The sequence below is a fragment of the Aquirufa nivalisilvae genome, from assembly GCF_004307455.1.
In the GTDB taxonomy this organism is placed as follows: Bacteria; Bacteroidota; Bacteroidia; order Cytophagales; family Spirosomataceae; genus Aquirufa; species Aquirufa nivalisilvae.
The window spans coordinates 671,390-685,793 of the sequence record NZ_SEWX01000001.1; the positions used below are offsets into that span (position 1 = coordinate 671,390).

Sequence of the window (14,404 nt, forward strand, 5' to 3'; positions counted from 1 at the left end):
ATCCACAACATGGAAAAAAATATAAAAAACGAGCAATTGCCCGAAGGAAAAGGACTAATCTATAATATGATAGAATGGTTGGGGCATAATCGTACGACCATTTACATCTTTACCTTCATCATTTTTGTAGCGGGTATGGGTATCTATAAGCAATTGCCTAAAGAGCAATTTCCAGATATCGTAGTTCCACAAATGGTAATTCAAACTGTCTATGCTGGAACAACTCCAACTGACATTGAGAATGTGATTAACAAACCCATTGAAAAGCAATTAAAAGCAGTCACTGGGGTTAAAAGCGTGAAATCGAACGCCTTGCAAGATGTATCTGTGATCATCGTGGAGTTCAATACGGATGTTACAGTACCGGTGGCTAAACAACGAGTTCAAGATGCGGTAGATAAATCCATAACGGATTTGCCTAAAGACTTGACCCGACAACCATCTGTGGCTGAGGTGAACTTTTCAGAGTTCCCTATCATGAACATCAATATAGCTGGGGATTATCCATTGGATAAGCTGAAGAAATACGCGGAAGATTTGCAAGATGAGATCGAAGGAATGCCTGAAATTAATCGGGTGGATATCATTGGTGCATTAAAGCGTGAGATTCAAATCAATTTGGATTTAGCTAAAATGCAGAGTTACGGTTTGACTTTCTATGATATTCAATCTGTAGTTCAAGGAGAAAACGTGAACATTTCAGGAGGGGAACTTCCTGTCAATGGAGTGAGACGTTCCTTGCGTGTGACAGGTGAGTTCAAAAGCATGGAGCAATTGTCTAACATCATCATTCGTTCCAGTACTGGTGCGGTCGTACGTTTAAAAGACGTAGCTGATGTACAAGATAGCTTTGAAGAGAAACAAGATTTTGCTCGTCTTAATAATAAGTCAGTAATTACGCTAAACGTCATCAAACGTGCTGGAGCTAACTTAATTGATGCTGCTGATCGTATCGAAAAGACCATTGATGAATATAAAGAAACACGTTTTCCTAGCGGATTGACTGTTTCTATTACCGCTGATCAGTCGGAAAGAACTCGTGGAGATTTAGCGGATTTGATCAACACCGTAATCTTGGGTTTCGTTTTCGTAGTAATCGTATTGATGTTCTTCATGGGTGTGCGTGATGCTGCTTTTGTGGGATTATCAGTGCCATTATCGGCCTTATTGACATTCTTGTTCATGCCAGGTTTCGACTTCACCTTGAACACCATTGTGCTTTTCGCCTTCTTGTTGAGCTTAGGTATTGTGGTGGACGATGCCATTGTGGTCATTGAAAATGCTCACCGTTTGTTTAACAATTTTAAGAAATTGAGCATTGTAGAGGCGGTAAAATTAGCAGCTTCTGAAGTTTTTGTGCCAGTATTATCTGGAACATTAACGACGATTTCGCCATTCTTGCCTTTGTTGTTCTGGCCAGGTATTGTTGGGGAATTCATGAAATTCTTACCCATTACCTTAATCATTACTTTATTTGCTTCCTTATTTGTGGCTTATGTAATGAATCCAGTTTTTGCCATGTCATTCATGAAGCGTCATGATGAAGAGGTGAATGATGTCAAGAATCCTAAATTTTCGGATATCCGTAAAACCGTATTTGTTCTATTGAGCCTTACCCTAGGTGGTTATGTTTTAGGCTTTAAATTGGGTCATTTTGGTTTTGGTAATTTCTTCCTTTTTGCGGTAATTATTTATGTGTTTAACCACTTTATCGTTACTCCTAAATGGATTGTTCCATTCCAAGATAAAACGTTGCCAGCCTTTAAAAATGCTTATCGTCGAATAATTTCTTGGGTATTGGAAGGCAGCAGACCTATTTATGCCGTATTAGCTTCTTTTGGTCTATTGGTATTCTCATTCGTACTATTTGGTATCGTGAAACCTAAGGTGATTTTCTTCCCATCCGGTGACCCAGATTATGTATATATCTACGCCAAAATGCCAATTGGAACGGATGCCGTAGTGACGGATTCCATGACCAAGGTCATAGAAGGACGAGTGTTTACTTTCTTGAAGAAAGAGCAGGCGATGAGAATTGTTAATTCTGTTATTTCTAACGTAGGTAAAAACGCAGGAGATCCAATGAATCCTGATCGTAGTGCTACTCCACATAAAAGTAAGGTGACGATTGCCTTTGAGAAAGTTCAAATGCGAGCGGGTTTATCGACGCAAGATTTATTAACCAAATTGCAAAACTCATTCAAAACAAATCCAATTCCTGGAGTTGAAATGGCGATTGAACGTGAAAGAAATGGCCCTCCTACAGGTAAGCCTATCTCGATCGAGATTTCTGGGGATGATTTTGGGGTATTGTTGGACTTAGAGAAAAAAGTACTGAATACGATTCAAAAAGCAGGAGTTCAAGGTATTCAAGAGTTGAAGTCGGACTTGGTAACTAATAAGCCTGAAATTATCGTTGATGTAAATCGCGAGAAGGCAAGTAGAGAAGGAATTTCTTCAGCTCAAGTGGCGATGGCTATTCGTGGAGCTTTGTTTGGTGTTGAAATATCTAAATACCGTGATGTTAAAGATGAATATCCAATTCAATTGCGATTAAAAGGGAACTCTAGAAATCAGATAGAAAAATTACTTTCTATGAATATTACGTACCGTGATATGAATTCAGGAGGTCTATTACGTCAAGTTCCTTTGAGCTCAGTAGCTGATATTCGTTACGCTTCTTCATTCAGTCAGATTAATCGTAAAAACCAAGAGCGTGTTGTAACCTTAGGTTCCGATGTAATTGAAGGTTATAATGCCAATGAGATTGTAGCGGAATTGAATGGCATATTTGAAACCATGGAATTGCCTCAAGGCTACAAGATTAAGATGGGTGGAGAGCAAGAGCAACAGCAAGAAACGGGGGCATTTTTAGGAATTGCCTTTATTTCGGCCTTGATTTTGATTTACTTAATCTTGGTTACTCAGTTCAACTCAGCAGTGAAACCTATCATCATTTTTGCTACTATTTTACTTTCCTTGGTTGGGGTAATTTTAGGATTCTTAGCTTTTGGTATGACATTCTCTGTATTGATGTCGGGTGTGGGAGTGATTGCCTTAGCCGGAATCGTTGTGAAAAATGGTATCCTGTTGATTGAGTTTATCGAGGAATTACGATTTAAGCGCGGATATGATTTGAAAGAAGCTATCATTGAAGGAGGAGGAATTCGTTTGACTCCCGTATTATTGACAGCATCTGCTGCGGTTTTAGGTTTGATACCTTTGGCCCTAGGTTTGAGTATCGACTTTGCCGCCATGTTTACCGAATTGAATCCTCATATTTTCTTTGGATCTGATTCAGCCGTATTCTGGGGAATTTTAGCTTGGACCATCATTTTTGGTTTGACTTTCTCAACGGCTTTGACTTTGGTAATTGTTCCATGTATGTATTATTTATCGGAACGTATCAAGCAAAAAATCCGTAAAACAGCTTAGTACAATTTTAATTTATATTTTGGGGATTAGATAGAAAGACCTCGGACATTGTCCGAGGTCTTTTTGTTAATACAGAAAGATCAAATGAGTTGAAAATTCCCTTTCTACTAAAGAGTTTTAGAGCTTTGTTTATTATCAATTTCTTGGACAATATGGGTGAAATCTCATTCGTTAAAACGCAACGCTGGCAAGGTTTCGAACCTTGACAGCGTTAAGGCTAGATACATCCGCATAAATAATCAAATTAATCTCATTAAATTGAAAGTCTTAATGTGCTGGCACTATGAAAAAACTACTCTTACTATTATTATTCCCCTTAAGCCTTTTTGCTCAAGATAGACCTTATGGTAAATTATGGGCTACTCGTTCGGAAGTTATTGCCCAAAATGGCATGGCGGCTACTTCTCACCCATTATCTACCCAAGCAGCTTTAGATGTATTAAAAGCTGGAGGAAATGCCATTGATGCTGCCATTGCTGCTAATGCGATGGAAGGTGTCGTTGAACCTCATGTGAATGGAATTGGTGGCGACTTATTTGCCATCGTTTGGGATGCCAAAACAAAAAAACTGTATGGTTTAAATGGTTCAGGCAGATCTCCTAAATCATTGACCTTGGCCGAATTGAAAAAACGCGGATTGAAATACATTCCAAGTGTGGGGCCTCTTCCAGTAAGTGTACCTGGTTGTGTTGATGCCTGGTTTGAGCTACATAAGAAATTTGGTTCGATGCCTATGTCTAAAGTACTAGAAAAGGCAGTATCCTATGCTAGAAATGGCTTTCCTGTTCATGGGGAATTTGCCTCTGCCTTGCAGCGAGTAGAAGCAAACTACGGACGCTTTCCTAATGTTGCGCAGCATTACTATCCCAACGGCAAAGCGCCTGTGGTCGGTGATGTGTTTAAAAACCCTAACCTAGCCAATACCTTAGAGAGAATCGGAAAGGAAGGTCGTGATGCTTTTTACAAAGGCGACATGGCTAGAACCATGGATGCTTTCATGAAGAAAAACGGCGGTTTCTTGAGCTATGAAGATTTAGCCACACATACGTCTACTTGGATCGATCCAGTATCGGTAAATTACCGAGGTTTTGATGTTTGGGAATTACCTCCCAATGGACAAGGTATAGCAGCTTTGCAAATGTTGAATATTTTGGAAGGATACGATTTCTCTAAAATCAAACATGGTAGTGCAGAACATATTCACTTGTTTACCGAAGCCAAGAAATTGGTATTTGAAGACCGAGCCAAATACTATGCTGATCCGGAATTCGCTAAAATTCCTGTGGCTAATTTAATCTCCAAATCTTACGCTGCAGAGCGAAGAAAATTGATTCAAGCAAATCGTGCTGCGAAACATTATGATGCAGGTAATCCTGCCTTAAAAGATGGGGATACGATTTATTTGACCATCGCCGATAAAGATGGCAACATGGTTTCTTTGATTCAAAGTAATTACCGCGGTTTTGGTTCAGGAATGATGCCTGATGGATTAGGTTTTATGTTTCAAGATCGTGGGGAAATGTACAGTTTGAATGAAGGAGAAAACAATACTTTCGCTCCAGGAAAACGTCCTTTTCATACCATTATTCCGGCTTTTGTCACCAAAGATGGACAGCCTTTTATGAGCTTTGGAGTAATGGGTGGCGCTTTTCAGCCGATGGGTCATGTGCAGATTGTCATGAACGTAGTAGATTTTGGTATGAATATTCAAGAAGCTGGCGATGCTCCAAGATTAAATCATGAAGGCTCGTCTGAACCAACGGGTGAAGCCATGGAATTGACAGGAGGAACGATCACTTTGGAAAGTGGATATCCTTATGAAGTCATTCGAGAATTATTACAAAAAGGACATCAAGTAGGTTTCATGAATGGAATCTATGGAGGCTATCAGGCTATTCGTTGGGATCCTATCAGAAAAGTATATTTTGGTGCGTCGGAGTCTAGAAAAGATGGACAAGCCGCAGGTTATTAAATTATATCCATGGTTATTTTAGCAAAACGTGTTTTTACAGGTCATGAATGGTTGGTGAATCAACAAATCCATGTACATCAAGGCCGCATCCAAGAAATTAAATCAGTAGAAGGAGATCTACAAGGAAGTGGTTTTATTTGTGCCGGATTCATCGATTTACAAGTCTATGGAGGAGGAGAGCTCTTGTTTTCCAACCATCCAACGGAAGCATCCATTGCCAAGACCATTGAAGAACATCACAAAACAGGGACTACTCATTTTCAGATTACGTTAAATTGTTCTCCCAAAGAAACCATGTGGAAGGCCATTGATTCTTGTAAAGCCTATTTGGCCAAAGGAGGAAAAGGTTTAATTGGATTGCATTTGGAAGGACCATTTTTTAATCCCATCCGAAAGGGAGCACACAAAGAAGAATTTGTCCAAAAGCCTAGTGTGGAGTACATCCAAGAAATTGTACAGCGTGCCGGAGATTTGCCGATTTACATGACCATTGCTCCTGAAATGTTTTCTGAGGAGGAATTGGACTATATCATCAAAAGCACCATTATGGTGTCTCTAGGGCATTCTGATGCGACTATTGATCAAGCCAATCAGGCATTAGCCAAAGGCGCGAATCGGATAACTCATTTATTTAATGCCATGTCTCAGTGGCAAAGTCGGGCCCTAGGTTTAGTCGGAGCAAGCTTTTCGAGCGAGGCATGGACTAGTATCATTGTGGATGGCTTGCACTGTGATTTTCGTTCGGTAAAATTGGCCAAAGAATTGAAGAAACATCGATTGTTTTTGATTACAGATGCTGTAACACATGATGTGTCAGGCCCTTATTTATTTGATAAAAAGGATGGTAAATTTTCTAATGAAACTGGCACTCTTTCAGGCTCAGCTTTAACGATGGAACAGGCCATTCAGAACTGCGTGCATCAGGTGGGAATGGATGTGGAGGAGGCAATTCGCATGGCTACGCTTTATCCAGCTCAAGTAGCCAATTTAGAACAGGATTTGGGGACGATTGAAGTGGGTAAAAAAGCCTGCTTGATACATATGAGTGATGATTTAAAAGTCCAACAAGTATGGTTGGATGGAGAACCTTTGATGGATTAATATGATTAGCTTTCCTTCCAAACAAGCGCAAGTTCAAACCACTATTTTTACAAAAATGTCGGCTCTGGCAGCGGAACATGGGGCTTTGAATTTATCTCAAGGCTTTCCAGGATTTGATTGCTCCGAGGAACTTCAGGCTTTATTGGCTTTTTATTCCAAAGGCCATAATCAATATGCCCCCATGGCTGGTGTACCCGTTTTTAAGCAAAGTATTGCTGATAAAAGCAGTCTTTTCTATGGCATTGATATAGACGCGAGTAAAGAAGTCACCGTTGTTTCAGGTGCTACCGAAGCTTTGTTCTGTGCCATTCATTGTTGCGTGTTTCCAGGTGATGAAGTCATCATGTTTGACCCAAGCTACGATGCCTATGATCCCGCTGTTCGATTGGCAGGAGGAATTCCTATACACTTGTCCATGGATGCCAAAAACGGCTTTCAAATTGATTGGGAAGAGTTGGCGCGTACGATTACTCCTAAAACTCGGGCTATCATGGTCAATAGTCCACATAATCCTACAGGATCCATTTGGACTGAAAATGATTTAGATGCATTGGCCGAAATAGTGAAAGGAACCAACATTCTGATTATTTCCGATGAGGTGTATGAACACATTGTTTTTGATGGACAAAAACATTACTCTGTATTACTCCACCCAGAGCTTCGTCAACGGAGTTTTGTTTGTGGTTCTTTTGGGAAAACCTATCACATTACGGGCTGGAAGATTGGGTATTGTTTAGCCCCAGAATACTTGACTAAGGAGTTCCAAAAATTGCATCAATGGGTGACTTTTTCCAGTGCTACTCCTTTGCAATATGCCTTGTCTGACTATTTGAAAGAACCCTCCCATTATTTAGGCCTTTCGGATTTTTACCAAAGAAAGAGGGATTTATTTGCCTCGGCTTTTGAAGGCAGTAAATGGAAATTATTACCAAGCCATGGGAGCTTTTTCCAATGCATGGACTACCAGGAAATTAGTGATGAAAAGGATGTGGATTTGGCAGAAAGATTGACCAAAGAAATCAAAGTAGCCTCCATTCCCATTTCGGTATTTTATGAAAAAGCGCCTGGAGATACGATTTTGCGTTTTTGTTTTGCCAAATCTGATGAGGTATTATTAGAAGCAGCACATCGACTGGTTCAATTATAGTTTCAAGTTTTCTCCTATTCGAACTAAATGAGTCGAAGCCTGCATGATGGCCTCCTCTAAACTAATGGGTGGGACCAAAATGGGGTAAACCGGAATATGCTGCATGGATTCAGGTATTTTGTCCCTGTCTTGTAATCCTCCACATACTAAAATAATGGGTTTTTGAAGTGCTTGGCTGTGTTGAATGACAGTGGAGATTAATTTCCCTTCCCAAGATTGTACATCGATTTTCCCCTCACCACTGATGATAACGTCGGCTTGGGAGGCATGTTGATCAAAAGCAACTAAATCCAATATCCAAGCAGAAGCTAAATGTATGCTTGCCTGTAGAAAGAACATGGCTCCGGCCCCTAATCCTCCTGCAGCTCCTGCCCCTGGGCTTTGAGCGATTTCATTATTGGGGAAGAATGTCGACATATTAATTAAACCATTGTTTAACTGTCTAATCATTTCTTCGTCAGCTCCTTTTTGCTTGGCAAAAACGTGCGCTGCTCCTTGTGGCCCATGTAGTACATTGCGCACATCGGTGGCCACTTGAAACTGAATTTGCCTTAATTTGTTCTCAATTGGACTAGGAATGATTTGGCGGATATGCACCAAATTTTCACCTCTAGGAGCTAATTCATTGCCTTGCTCATCTAAAAAAAGAAATCCCAATGCTGCGGCCATTCCCATGCCTGCATCATTGGTAGCTGAGCCTCCAACCGTTAAAGTGATTTGTTTAGCTCCCAGTTTCAAGGCGTGTAGGATAAGTTCTCCTGTGCCAAAAGTGCTGGTTACCCCAGGGTTTCGCTCTTCTTTTTTAAGTAATTCTATTCCAGATGCGCGCGACATTTCAATGAAGGCATGCTGCCTATCCTTTACCCATAAATAAGGGGCTTCGATATCACGAAAAAGAGGATCTTTTACCATGACCTTTACCCATTCTCCTCCGAAAATTTCTTGGATAACATCCAAGGTTCCTTCCCCTCCATCGGCCAAGGGCAAAGACTGAATGAAAGCCTCAGGATGGGACTTTTTAATCCCTTGAGCTAAGGCCTGACAGACTTCTGCCGCGGTAAGGGAATCTTTAAATTTATCAGGGCAAAGTAATACGCGCATCACATGAATTTGAGTTGAATTTACCAACAATTTGCCTAAATCCATGAATTTATTCCTTAGAGCTTTCTCGTCGGGAATCCTTTCTGTATTTTTGGCTTTTCAAATAGAGCCCTATGTCTTCATCATTCCGATTTTATTGCTTTTTTGTGTTGCTAGGGCTATTGACGTCCTGTACCAAACAGCCTGATTTAACGGGTTTTGATGTAGAAAAATTTGTGCAAGATGAAGCAGGTTGTCAAGGAAATAGAGCCTCACAAATAGCTTGGTTAAAAACCCACAAAGAGAATTTAAAAGGGGTAAGCTCAAATGACATCGAGGATATTTTAGGTAAACCTGATATCCAACAATTGGCAGATCGTAATCAAGAATATTACGTTTATTTCTTGGAAAAAGGGCCTCATTGTGATAAAATCACGAATCCTTCACAAGCCTATTGCATAGCTTTCCGATTCAGTGCCATAGGATTGGCTACGGAAATTACTTTTCAAAATGGTTTGCCTTGATTATTTGGTAAACCAACCCACTATTGTACTGGAGAAACTTACGATAAAGCTAAAGATTAGTGGAGCTACAAATCCGCTTACCTGAAATCCAGGAACATAAAGTTCCGTCAAGTAAACTATCGCCACGTTGATCACTAAAGAAAACAAGCCTAATGTCAAGAAGGTGATAGGGAAGCTAATGATGTGTAGGAAGGGCTTAACAAAGGAGTTTAGAAAGCCCATGACCAATGCCACAAGAAGCGCTGTGGTGAATCCATCCACTACAATGCCTTTTAGATAGCGAGGAATGATTAGAATCACTCCAGCAATGATGATGTAACGAATGATGAATCCAATCATGTTATTTAGCGTGTCTTTGTTGTAGCAATTTAACAATTTCTTCTAATCCAATACCTCGATCTTCTAACAATACTAATAAGTGGAAAACTAAATCAGCAGCTTCGCCTTTGAATAATTCATCATTATTAGACATGGCTTCAATCACCAATTCCACGGCTTCTTCTCCCACTTTTTGCGCCACTTTATTGGTCCCTTTTTGGAATAAAGATGCAGTATATGAAGTGTCAGCAGAAGCTCCTTTTCTAGAACGAATGATGTGTTTTAAATAATCCAGCCAAGCTGCGTTATCTTGATTGGAGGTATTGAAACAAGTATCTGCACCCGTATGACAAGCTGGGCCTACGGGATCCACTTGGATTAATAAGGTGTCTTGGTCGCAATCCAACAAGATGTTTTTAACATGAAAGAAATTGCCTGAAGTTTCACCTTTAGTCCATAAGCGCTCTTTTGAACGGGAATAAAAAGTGACAATATTATCGGCCTGTGTTTTGAAATAGGCTTCCTCGTTCATATATCCAAGCATTAATACTTGCAAGGTGGAGGCATCCTGAATAACAGCAGGTAGTAATCCTTTAGAAAAATCGGGGCTTGAGTTCATTTTATCAAAAATTCTTGTGAATTTATTAAATACGCATCGGAATTCCTTTGCTGGCTAGGTAATTCTTTAAATCTAATATGGCTATTTCTTTGAAGTGAAAAATACTGGCCGCTAAGCCTGCATCTGCTTTTCCTTCCGTAAATACCTCATAAAAGTGTTCCATAGTTCCAGCACCACCTGATGCAATAATTGGGATAGAAGAATTGCCAGAAATGGTGGAGGTAAGTGCATTGGCAAAACCTGCTTTGGTTCCGTCAGCGTCCATACTGGTCAATAAGATTTCCCCTGCTCCTCTATTTTCTACTTCTTTGGCCCAAGGGATGGTTTGAATCTCGGTAATTTTTCTTCCTCCATGTGTATGTACCCAATCAGTCCCATCCACCCAACGTGTATCTATGGCCACAATAATACATTGTGAGCCAAATTGTAAGGCTAATTCATCAATTAAATCGGGATTTCTAACAGCTGAAGAATTGATGGACACTTTGTCTGCACCAGCATTTAATAAGGCTGAAACATCTTGAATGGAGGATATTCCACCACCTACCGTAAATGGAATATTGACATGTCTAGCCACTTCTCGAACCAAGTTAACTAAGGTTTTTCGGTCATCTACCGTAGCCGTGATATCCAAAAATACCAATTCATCAGCCCCTTCTTGAGCATACAAGGCTCCAAGTTCTACGGGATCTCCCGCATCTCGCAAATCCACAAAGTTGGTTCCTTTAACAGTTCTACCATCTTTGATGTCCAAACAAGGAATAATTCTTTTGGTTAGCATGTAGATTCTTTGGCAAAGGTGGCTAATTCAGCTAAACTAATTCGTCCTTCATAAAAGGCTTTTCCAACAATCACGCCAAAAATATTCATATCGCGCAGTCGGTATAAATCATCTAAACAAGCTACCCCGCCACTGGCAATGAGCTGTAATTCGGGTTCTTGTGCTTGAATCTTTTCGTATAAATCAAAACTTGGTCCTTGTAAAAGACCATCTTTAGCCACATCCGTAGAAATCACATATTTCACACCTGCCGCACAGTAATCTTTCAAGAAATCAAAGATGGATATATTGGAATTTTCTTGCCAACCCGACACGGCAATTTGCTCATGGTGGGCATCGGCTCCTAAAATGATTTTATCGGAACCATATTTTTTTAACCATGCTCTCACTAATTCGGGCTGCCTCACGGCTATACTTCCCGCTGTAATTTGTTTGGCCCCAGCAGAAAAAGCCATATCAATCATTTCATCAGATTGAACTCCACCACCAAAATCAATATGTAGATTGGTTCCATGGGCAATTCTTTCCAATACATGTGCATTGACAATTTTTTTGGCTTTAGCTCCGTCTAAATCTACCAAATGCAATCGTTGGATTCCTGCTCCTTCAAATTCTTTCGCAATCTCCAATGGGTCAGAATGGTATACCTTTTTTTGAGCATAATCACCCTGGGTCAAGCGTACACATTGGCCTCCAATTAAGTCTATGGCAGGAATAAGTTGGAACATCATTTATAAAGCGAGAAAATTTTCAATAATTCGTTGGCCTGCCATTCCACTAATTTCAGCGTGGAACTGGGCAGCATAAAAATTGTCCTGGTGAAGCATCGCTGAAAATGGCTGAACGTAGTCACAAACGGCGGTGGTTAAGGGATTCACGGGAACATAAAAAGAGTGAACAAAATATACGAATTCCTCTTTTTTTAAGCCTTCCATTAAAGGGTTGTCTTGATTGGCATGAATGGAATTCCATCCCACATGCGGGATTTTCAATTCATGGGATTGAAAGCGTTTAACCTCCACATCAAATACACCCATGCAAGTAGTATCATTTTCTTCTGAATGCTTACACAGTAATTGCATACCAATGCAAGTGGCCAAAACAGGTTGTTTTAATTGAGGTATAAGTAGGTCAAGGCCTTTTTCTTTCAAATGGGCCATTGCTGTACTTGCCTCACCCACACCCGGAAAGATTACTTTATCAGCTTGGCGCAATATTGCTTCATCGTCAGTCCAAGTATACGGTACCCCGATTCGATCGAGTGCGTACATCACGGAGGCAACATTCCCTGCATTGTATTTGACGATGGCAATTTCCATGGGCTTTCTTTCTGGGTAAATAGCCTTGCAAAGGTAGGCAAATAGGCTGGATTATGAAATTCCCCTATCTTTGTTGTTCCATCTATTTCCACATGCGCTTCCGGAAAAAACTTTTTTTTGAAATTGCTTACCTGCTGTGGATGGGTTTATTACCCTTTATTTCTAGTCTTGCTTTAGGCTATTTGGCAGTTTCTAATCCAAGCTTTTTTTTGAATTTAAGCCTAAGCCAACAAGTGCTATTTTGGATATCCACCGTATTTGTGATGGGTTTAGCATTATGCCCTACGACTTTTTTGGCGCTGTTTGTAGGCTATATTTGGGGTTTTCAAGGTATTTGGCCATTGATTGTGGCTTATAGCTTAGCTTCTATACTGGGTTTTGGAATGGCTAAATTGTGGAAAGGACATGCCATGATTCGATGGATTAAACGCACGAAAAAAGGAGCTCAGTTTTTGTCTAATGTACAGGCTCAGTCCTTTTCTTGGGTTTTTCTGGCCCGACTTTCGCCCATATTCCCCTTTGCGATAACCAATGCCATGATGTCTTTTTTGGGGGTAAGTTTTCTAGATTTTTGTTTGGCAGGGATGATTGGGATGTTACCTCGTACGGCATTGGCTGTTTGGACTGGTACTCAAGCTAAGAGCTGGGAATATCTGCTGCATCATCCGGAGTCATTTTCCTGGCAAGATGGAGCTAGTTTAGTTTTATTGGTTTTATCAGGACTGGGAATGTACTTTCTGGCCAGAAGACAGGTCAAAGCCTAGGCTGCAGGGTCTCCTTTCTTAAATTGAAAGAAATGTGAGATATAAGGCGTAAATTTGTCTTTCCTATTCCATCTTCGGAAGAGGCATCATCTTAATCAAACTATTTTGACATTTAAAGAATTAGGTCTGGCCGACAGCCTTTTAGCAGGAATCGATTCCATGGGCTACAAGACCGCTACTCCCGTACAATCGCAAGTGATACAACCAATTTTGGAAGGGAGAGATATTATTGCTTCAGCTCAAACTGGTACAGGTAAAACGGCAGCATTTTTGCTACCTATTGTGAATAAAATCATTACCGAACCGCATGCTGAAAACCAAATCAATGCCTTAATTATAGTTCCTACTCGTGAATTGGCTATCCAAATCGCTGATAACATGGAGGGTTTAGGATATTTTACCAATGTTTCCTGTATTGCCGTATATGGCGGAGGGGATGGAAAATCTTTTACGACTGAAAAAACAGCCTTAACAAGTGGTTGTGATATCGTGGTATGTACTCCTGGCAGAATGATTGCTCACTTAAATATGGGTTATGTCAATCTCAAAGAGGTAAAGTATTTAGTGTTGGATGAAGCTGACCGTATGCTGGATATGGGCTTCCAAGACGATTTAATCAAAATCACCTCTTTTTTAAGTCCAGAGCGCCAAAATCTATTATTTTCTGCCACTATGCCACATAAAATGCGGGAATTGGCCAGAAAATTATTGAAGAATCCAGTTGAAATTAATATTGCTGTTTCGAAACCCCCAGAGCAAATTGTTCAAGAAGCCTTTGTTGTCTTTGAAGAACAAAAATCTCCTTTGATTAAGCATTTGTTACGCTTGAAGGACTACAGTAGAGTGATTATTTTTTGTTCCAGAAAACAAAACGTAAAAACACTAACAAACGACTTAAAAAGGGCCAAATTCAAGGTGGAAGAAATTCATTCAGATTTGGAACAAGATGTAAGAGAGCAAGTTCTACAAGATTTTAGAAATAAAAAGACAACGATTTTGGTGGCTACTGATATTTTAAGTCGGGGTATTGACATCGACGAGATAGAATTAGTGATCAATTATGACGTACCCAACGACGGGGAGGATTATATCCACCGCATTGGACGTACGGCTCGTGCCGAAAGTCAAGGCACAGCCTATACCTTAATCAGTCCTGCTGAACAAAGAAAATTTGCTGGTATTGAGCGATTATTAGAAAAAGAAGTCATCAAATCCCCCATTCCGGAAGAATTTGGAGCTGGTCCCGCTTATGAGCCAGCCTTACAAAAGGCCGGCGATAAGGGGCGAAATTTTTCTGGTCCTAAAAAAGGAGGCAAGAAATTCTGGGGAAAAAAGAAAAAGTAA

Annotated in this window: 13 protein-coding genes; 7 read left to right on the forward strand and 6 right to left on the reverse strand. The window is 40.3% G+C overall.

All coding sequences use genetic code 11. The annotated features are described in order from the left end of the window. Positions 1-66 precede the first annotated feature (66 nt). The 4 genes from EWU22_RS02850 to EWU22_RS02865 all read left to right on the forward strand — a co-directional run bounded on the left by EWU22_RS02850 (position 67) and on the right by EWU22_RS02865 (position 7,655). The gene (locus EWU22_RS02850; protein WP_231962671.1) at positions 67-3,435 is read left to right on the forward strand and encodes an efflux RND transporter permease subunit; all 3,369 of its coding nucleotides are present in this window, start codon (positions 67-69) and stop codon (positions 3,433-3,435) included. Positions 3,436-3,718: 283 nt separating this feature from the next. Then, positions 3,719-5,407, forward strand: coding sequence for a gamma-glutamyltransferase (gene ggt / locus EWU22_RS02855; protein WP_130924328.1), 1,689 nt, complete (start codon positions 3,719-3,721; stop codon positions 5,405-5,407). Between the two features lie 9 nt (positions 5,408-5,416). Further along, positions 5,417-6,508 (forward strand): N-acetylglucosamine-6-phosphate deacetylase, encoded by a 1,092-nt coding sequence (gene nagA / locus EWU22_RS02860; protein WP_130924329.1) that lies wholly within the window; start codon positions 5,417-5,419, stop codon positions 6,506-6,508. Position 6,509: 1 nt separating this feature from the next. Beyond that, the gene (locus EWU22_RS02865; protein WP_130924330.1) at positions 6,510-7,655 is read left to right on the forward strand and encodes a methionine aminotransferase; all 1,146 of its coding nucleotides are present in this window, start codon (positions 6,510-6,512) and stop codon (positions 7,653-7,655) included. Here EWU22_RS02865 and EWU22_RS02870 read toward each other — a convergent pair. After that, the gene (locus tag EWU22_RS02870; RefSeq protein ID WP_130924331.1) at positions 7,650-8,801 is read right to left on the reverse strand and encodes a glycerate kinase; all 1,152 of its coding nucleotides are present in this window, start codon (positions 8,799-8,801) and stop codon (positions 7,650-7,652) included. The two genes, EWU22_RS02865 and EWU22_RS02870, sit on opposite strands and share 6 nt — an antisense overlap. Positions 8,802-8,869: 68 nt before the next feature. Here EWU22_RS02870 and EWU22_RS02875 point away from each other — a divergent pair, with 68 nt between their 5' ends. Further along, positions 8,870-9,259 (forward strand): hypothetical protein, encoded by a 390-nt coding sequence (locus EWU22_RS02875; RefSeq protein ID WP_231962625.1) that lies wholly within the window; start codon positions 8,870-8,872, stop codon positions 9,257-9,259. Here the strand turns inward: EWU22_RS02875 and EWU22_RS02880 are convergent, their stop codons facing one another. The 5 genes from EWU22_RS02880 to hisH are packed head-to-tail and all read right to left on the reverse strand — an operon-like array spanning position 9,260 to position 12,296. Beyond that, on the reverse strand, positions 9,260-9,598 hold the full coding sequence (locus tag EWU22_RS02880) for a phage holin family protein (protein ID WP_109321884.1): 339 nt from the start codon (positions 9,596-9,598) through the stop codon (positions 9,260-9,262). Position 9,599: 1 nt separating this feature from the next. Then, the gene (gene hisIE / locus EWU22_RS02885) at positions 9,600-10,196 is read right to left on the reverse strand and encodes a bifunctional phosphoribosyl-AMP cyclohydrolase/phosphoribosyl-ATP diphosphatase HisIE (protein WP_109321885.1); all 597 of its coding nucleotides are present in this window, start codon (positions 10,194-10,196) and stop codon (positions 9,600-9,602) included. 25 nt (positions 10,197-10,221) lie between these two features. After that, positions 10,222-10,977, reverse strand: coding sequence for an imidazole glycerol phosphate synthase subunit HisF (gene hisF / locus EWU22_RS02890; protein WP_130924332.1), 756 nt, complete (start codon positions 10,975-10,977; stop codon positions 10,222-10,224). After that, entirely contained in the window at positions 10,971-11,705 is a 735-nt protein-coding gene (gene hisA, locus EWU22_RS02895; RefSeq protein WP_130924435.1) for a 1-(5-phosphoribosyl)-5-[(5-phosphoribosylamino)methylideneamino]imidazole-4-carboxamide isomerase, read from the reverse strand. The genes hisF and hisA overlap by 7 nt, the downstream gene beginning before the upstream one ends. Positions 11,706-11,708: 3 nt before the next feature. Then, positions 11,709-12,296, reverse strand: a complete 588-nt coding sequence (hisH, locus tag EWU22_RS02900) for an imidazole glycerol phosphate synthase subunit HisH (RefSeq protein ID WP_130924333.1) — start codon at positions 12,294-12,296, stop codon at positions 11,709-11,711. Positions 12,297-12,388: 92 nt separating this feature from the next. Between hisH and EWU22_RS02905 the strand changes: the two genes are divergently transcribed. Both EWU22_RS02905 and EWU22_RS02910 read left to right on the forward strand, forming a co-directional pair. Then, on the forward strand, positions 12,389-13,060 hold the full coding sequence (locus EWU22_RS02905; protein ID WP_161566776.1) for a TVP38/TMEM64 family protein: 672 nt from the start codon (positions 12,389-12,391) through the stop codon (positions 13,058-13,060). Positions 13,061-13,165: 105 nt separating this feature from the next. Beyond that, complete coding sequence (locus EWU22_RS02910) at positions 13,166-14,404, forward strand: DEAD/DEAH box helicase (protein WP_130924335.1); 1,239 nt, start codon at positions 13,166-13,168, stop codon at positions 14,402-14,404.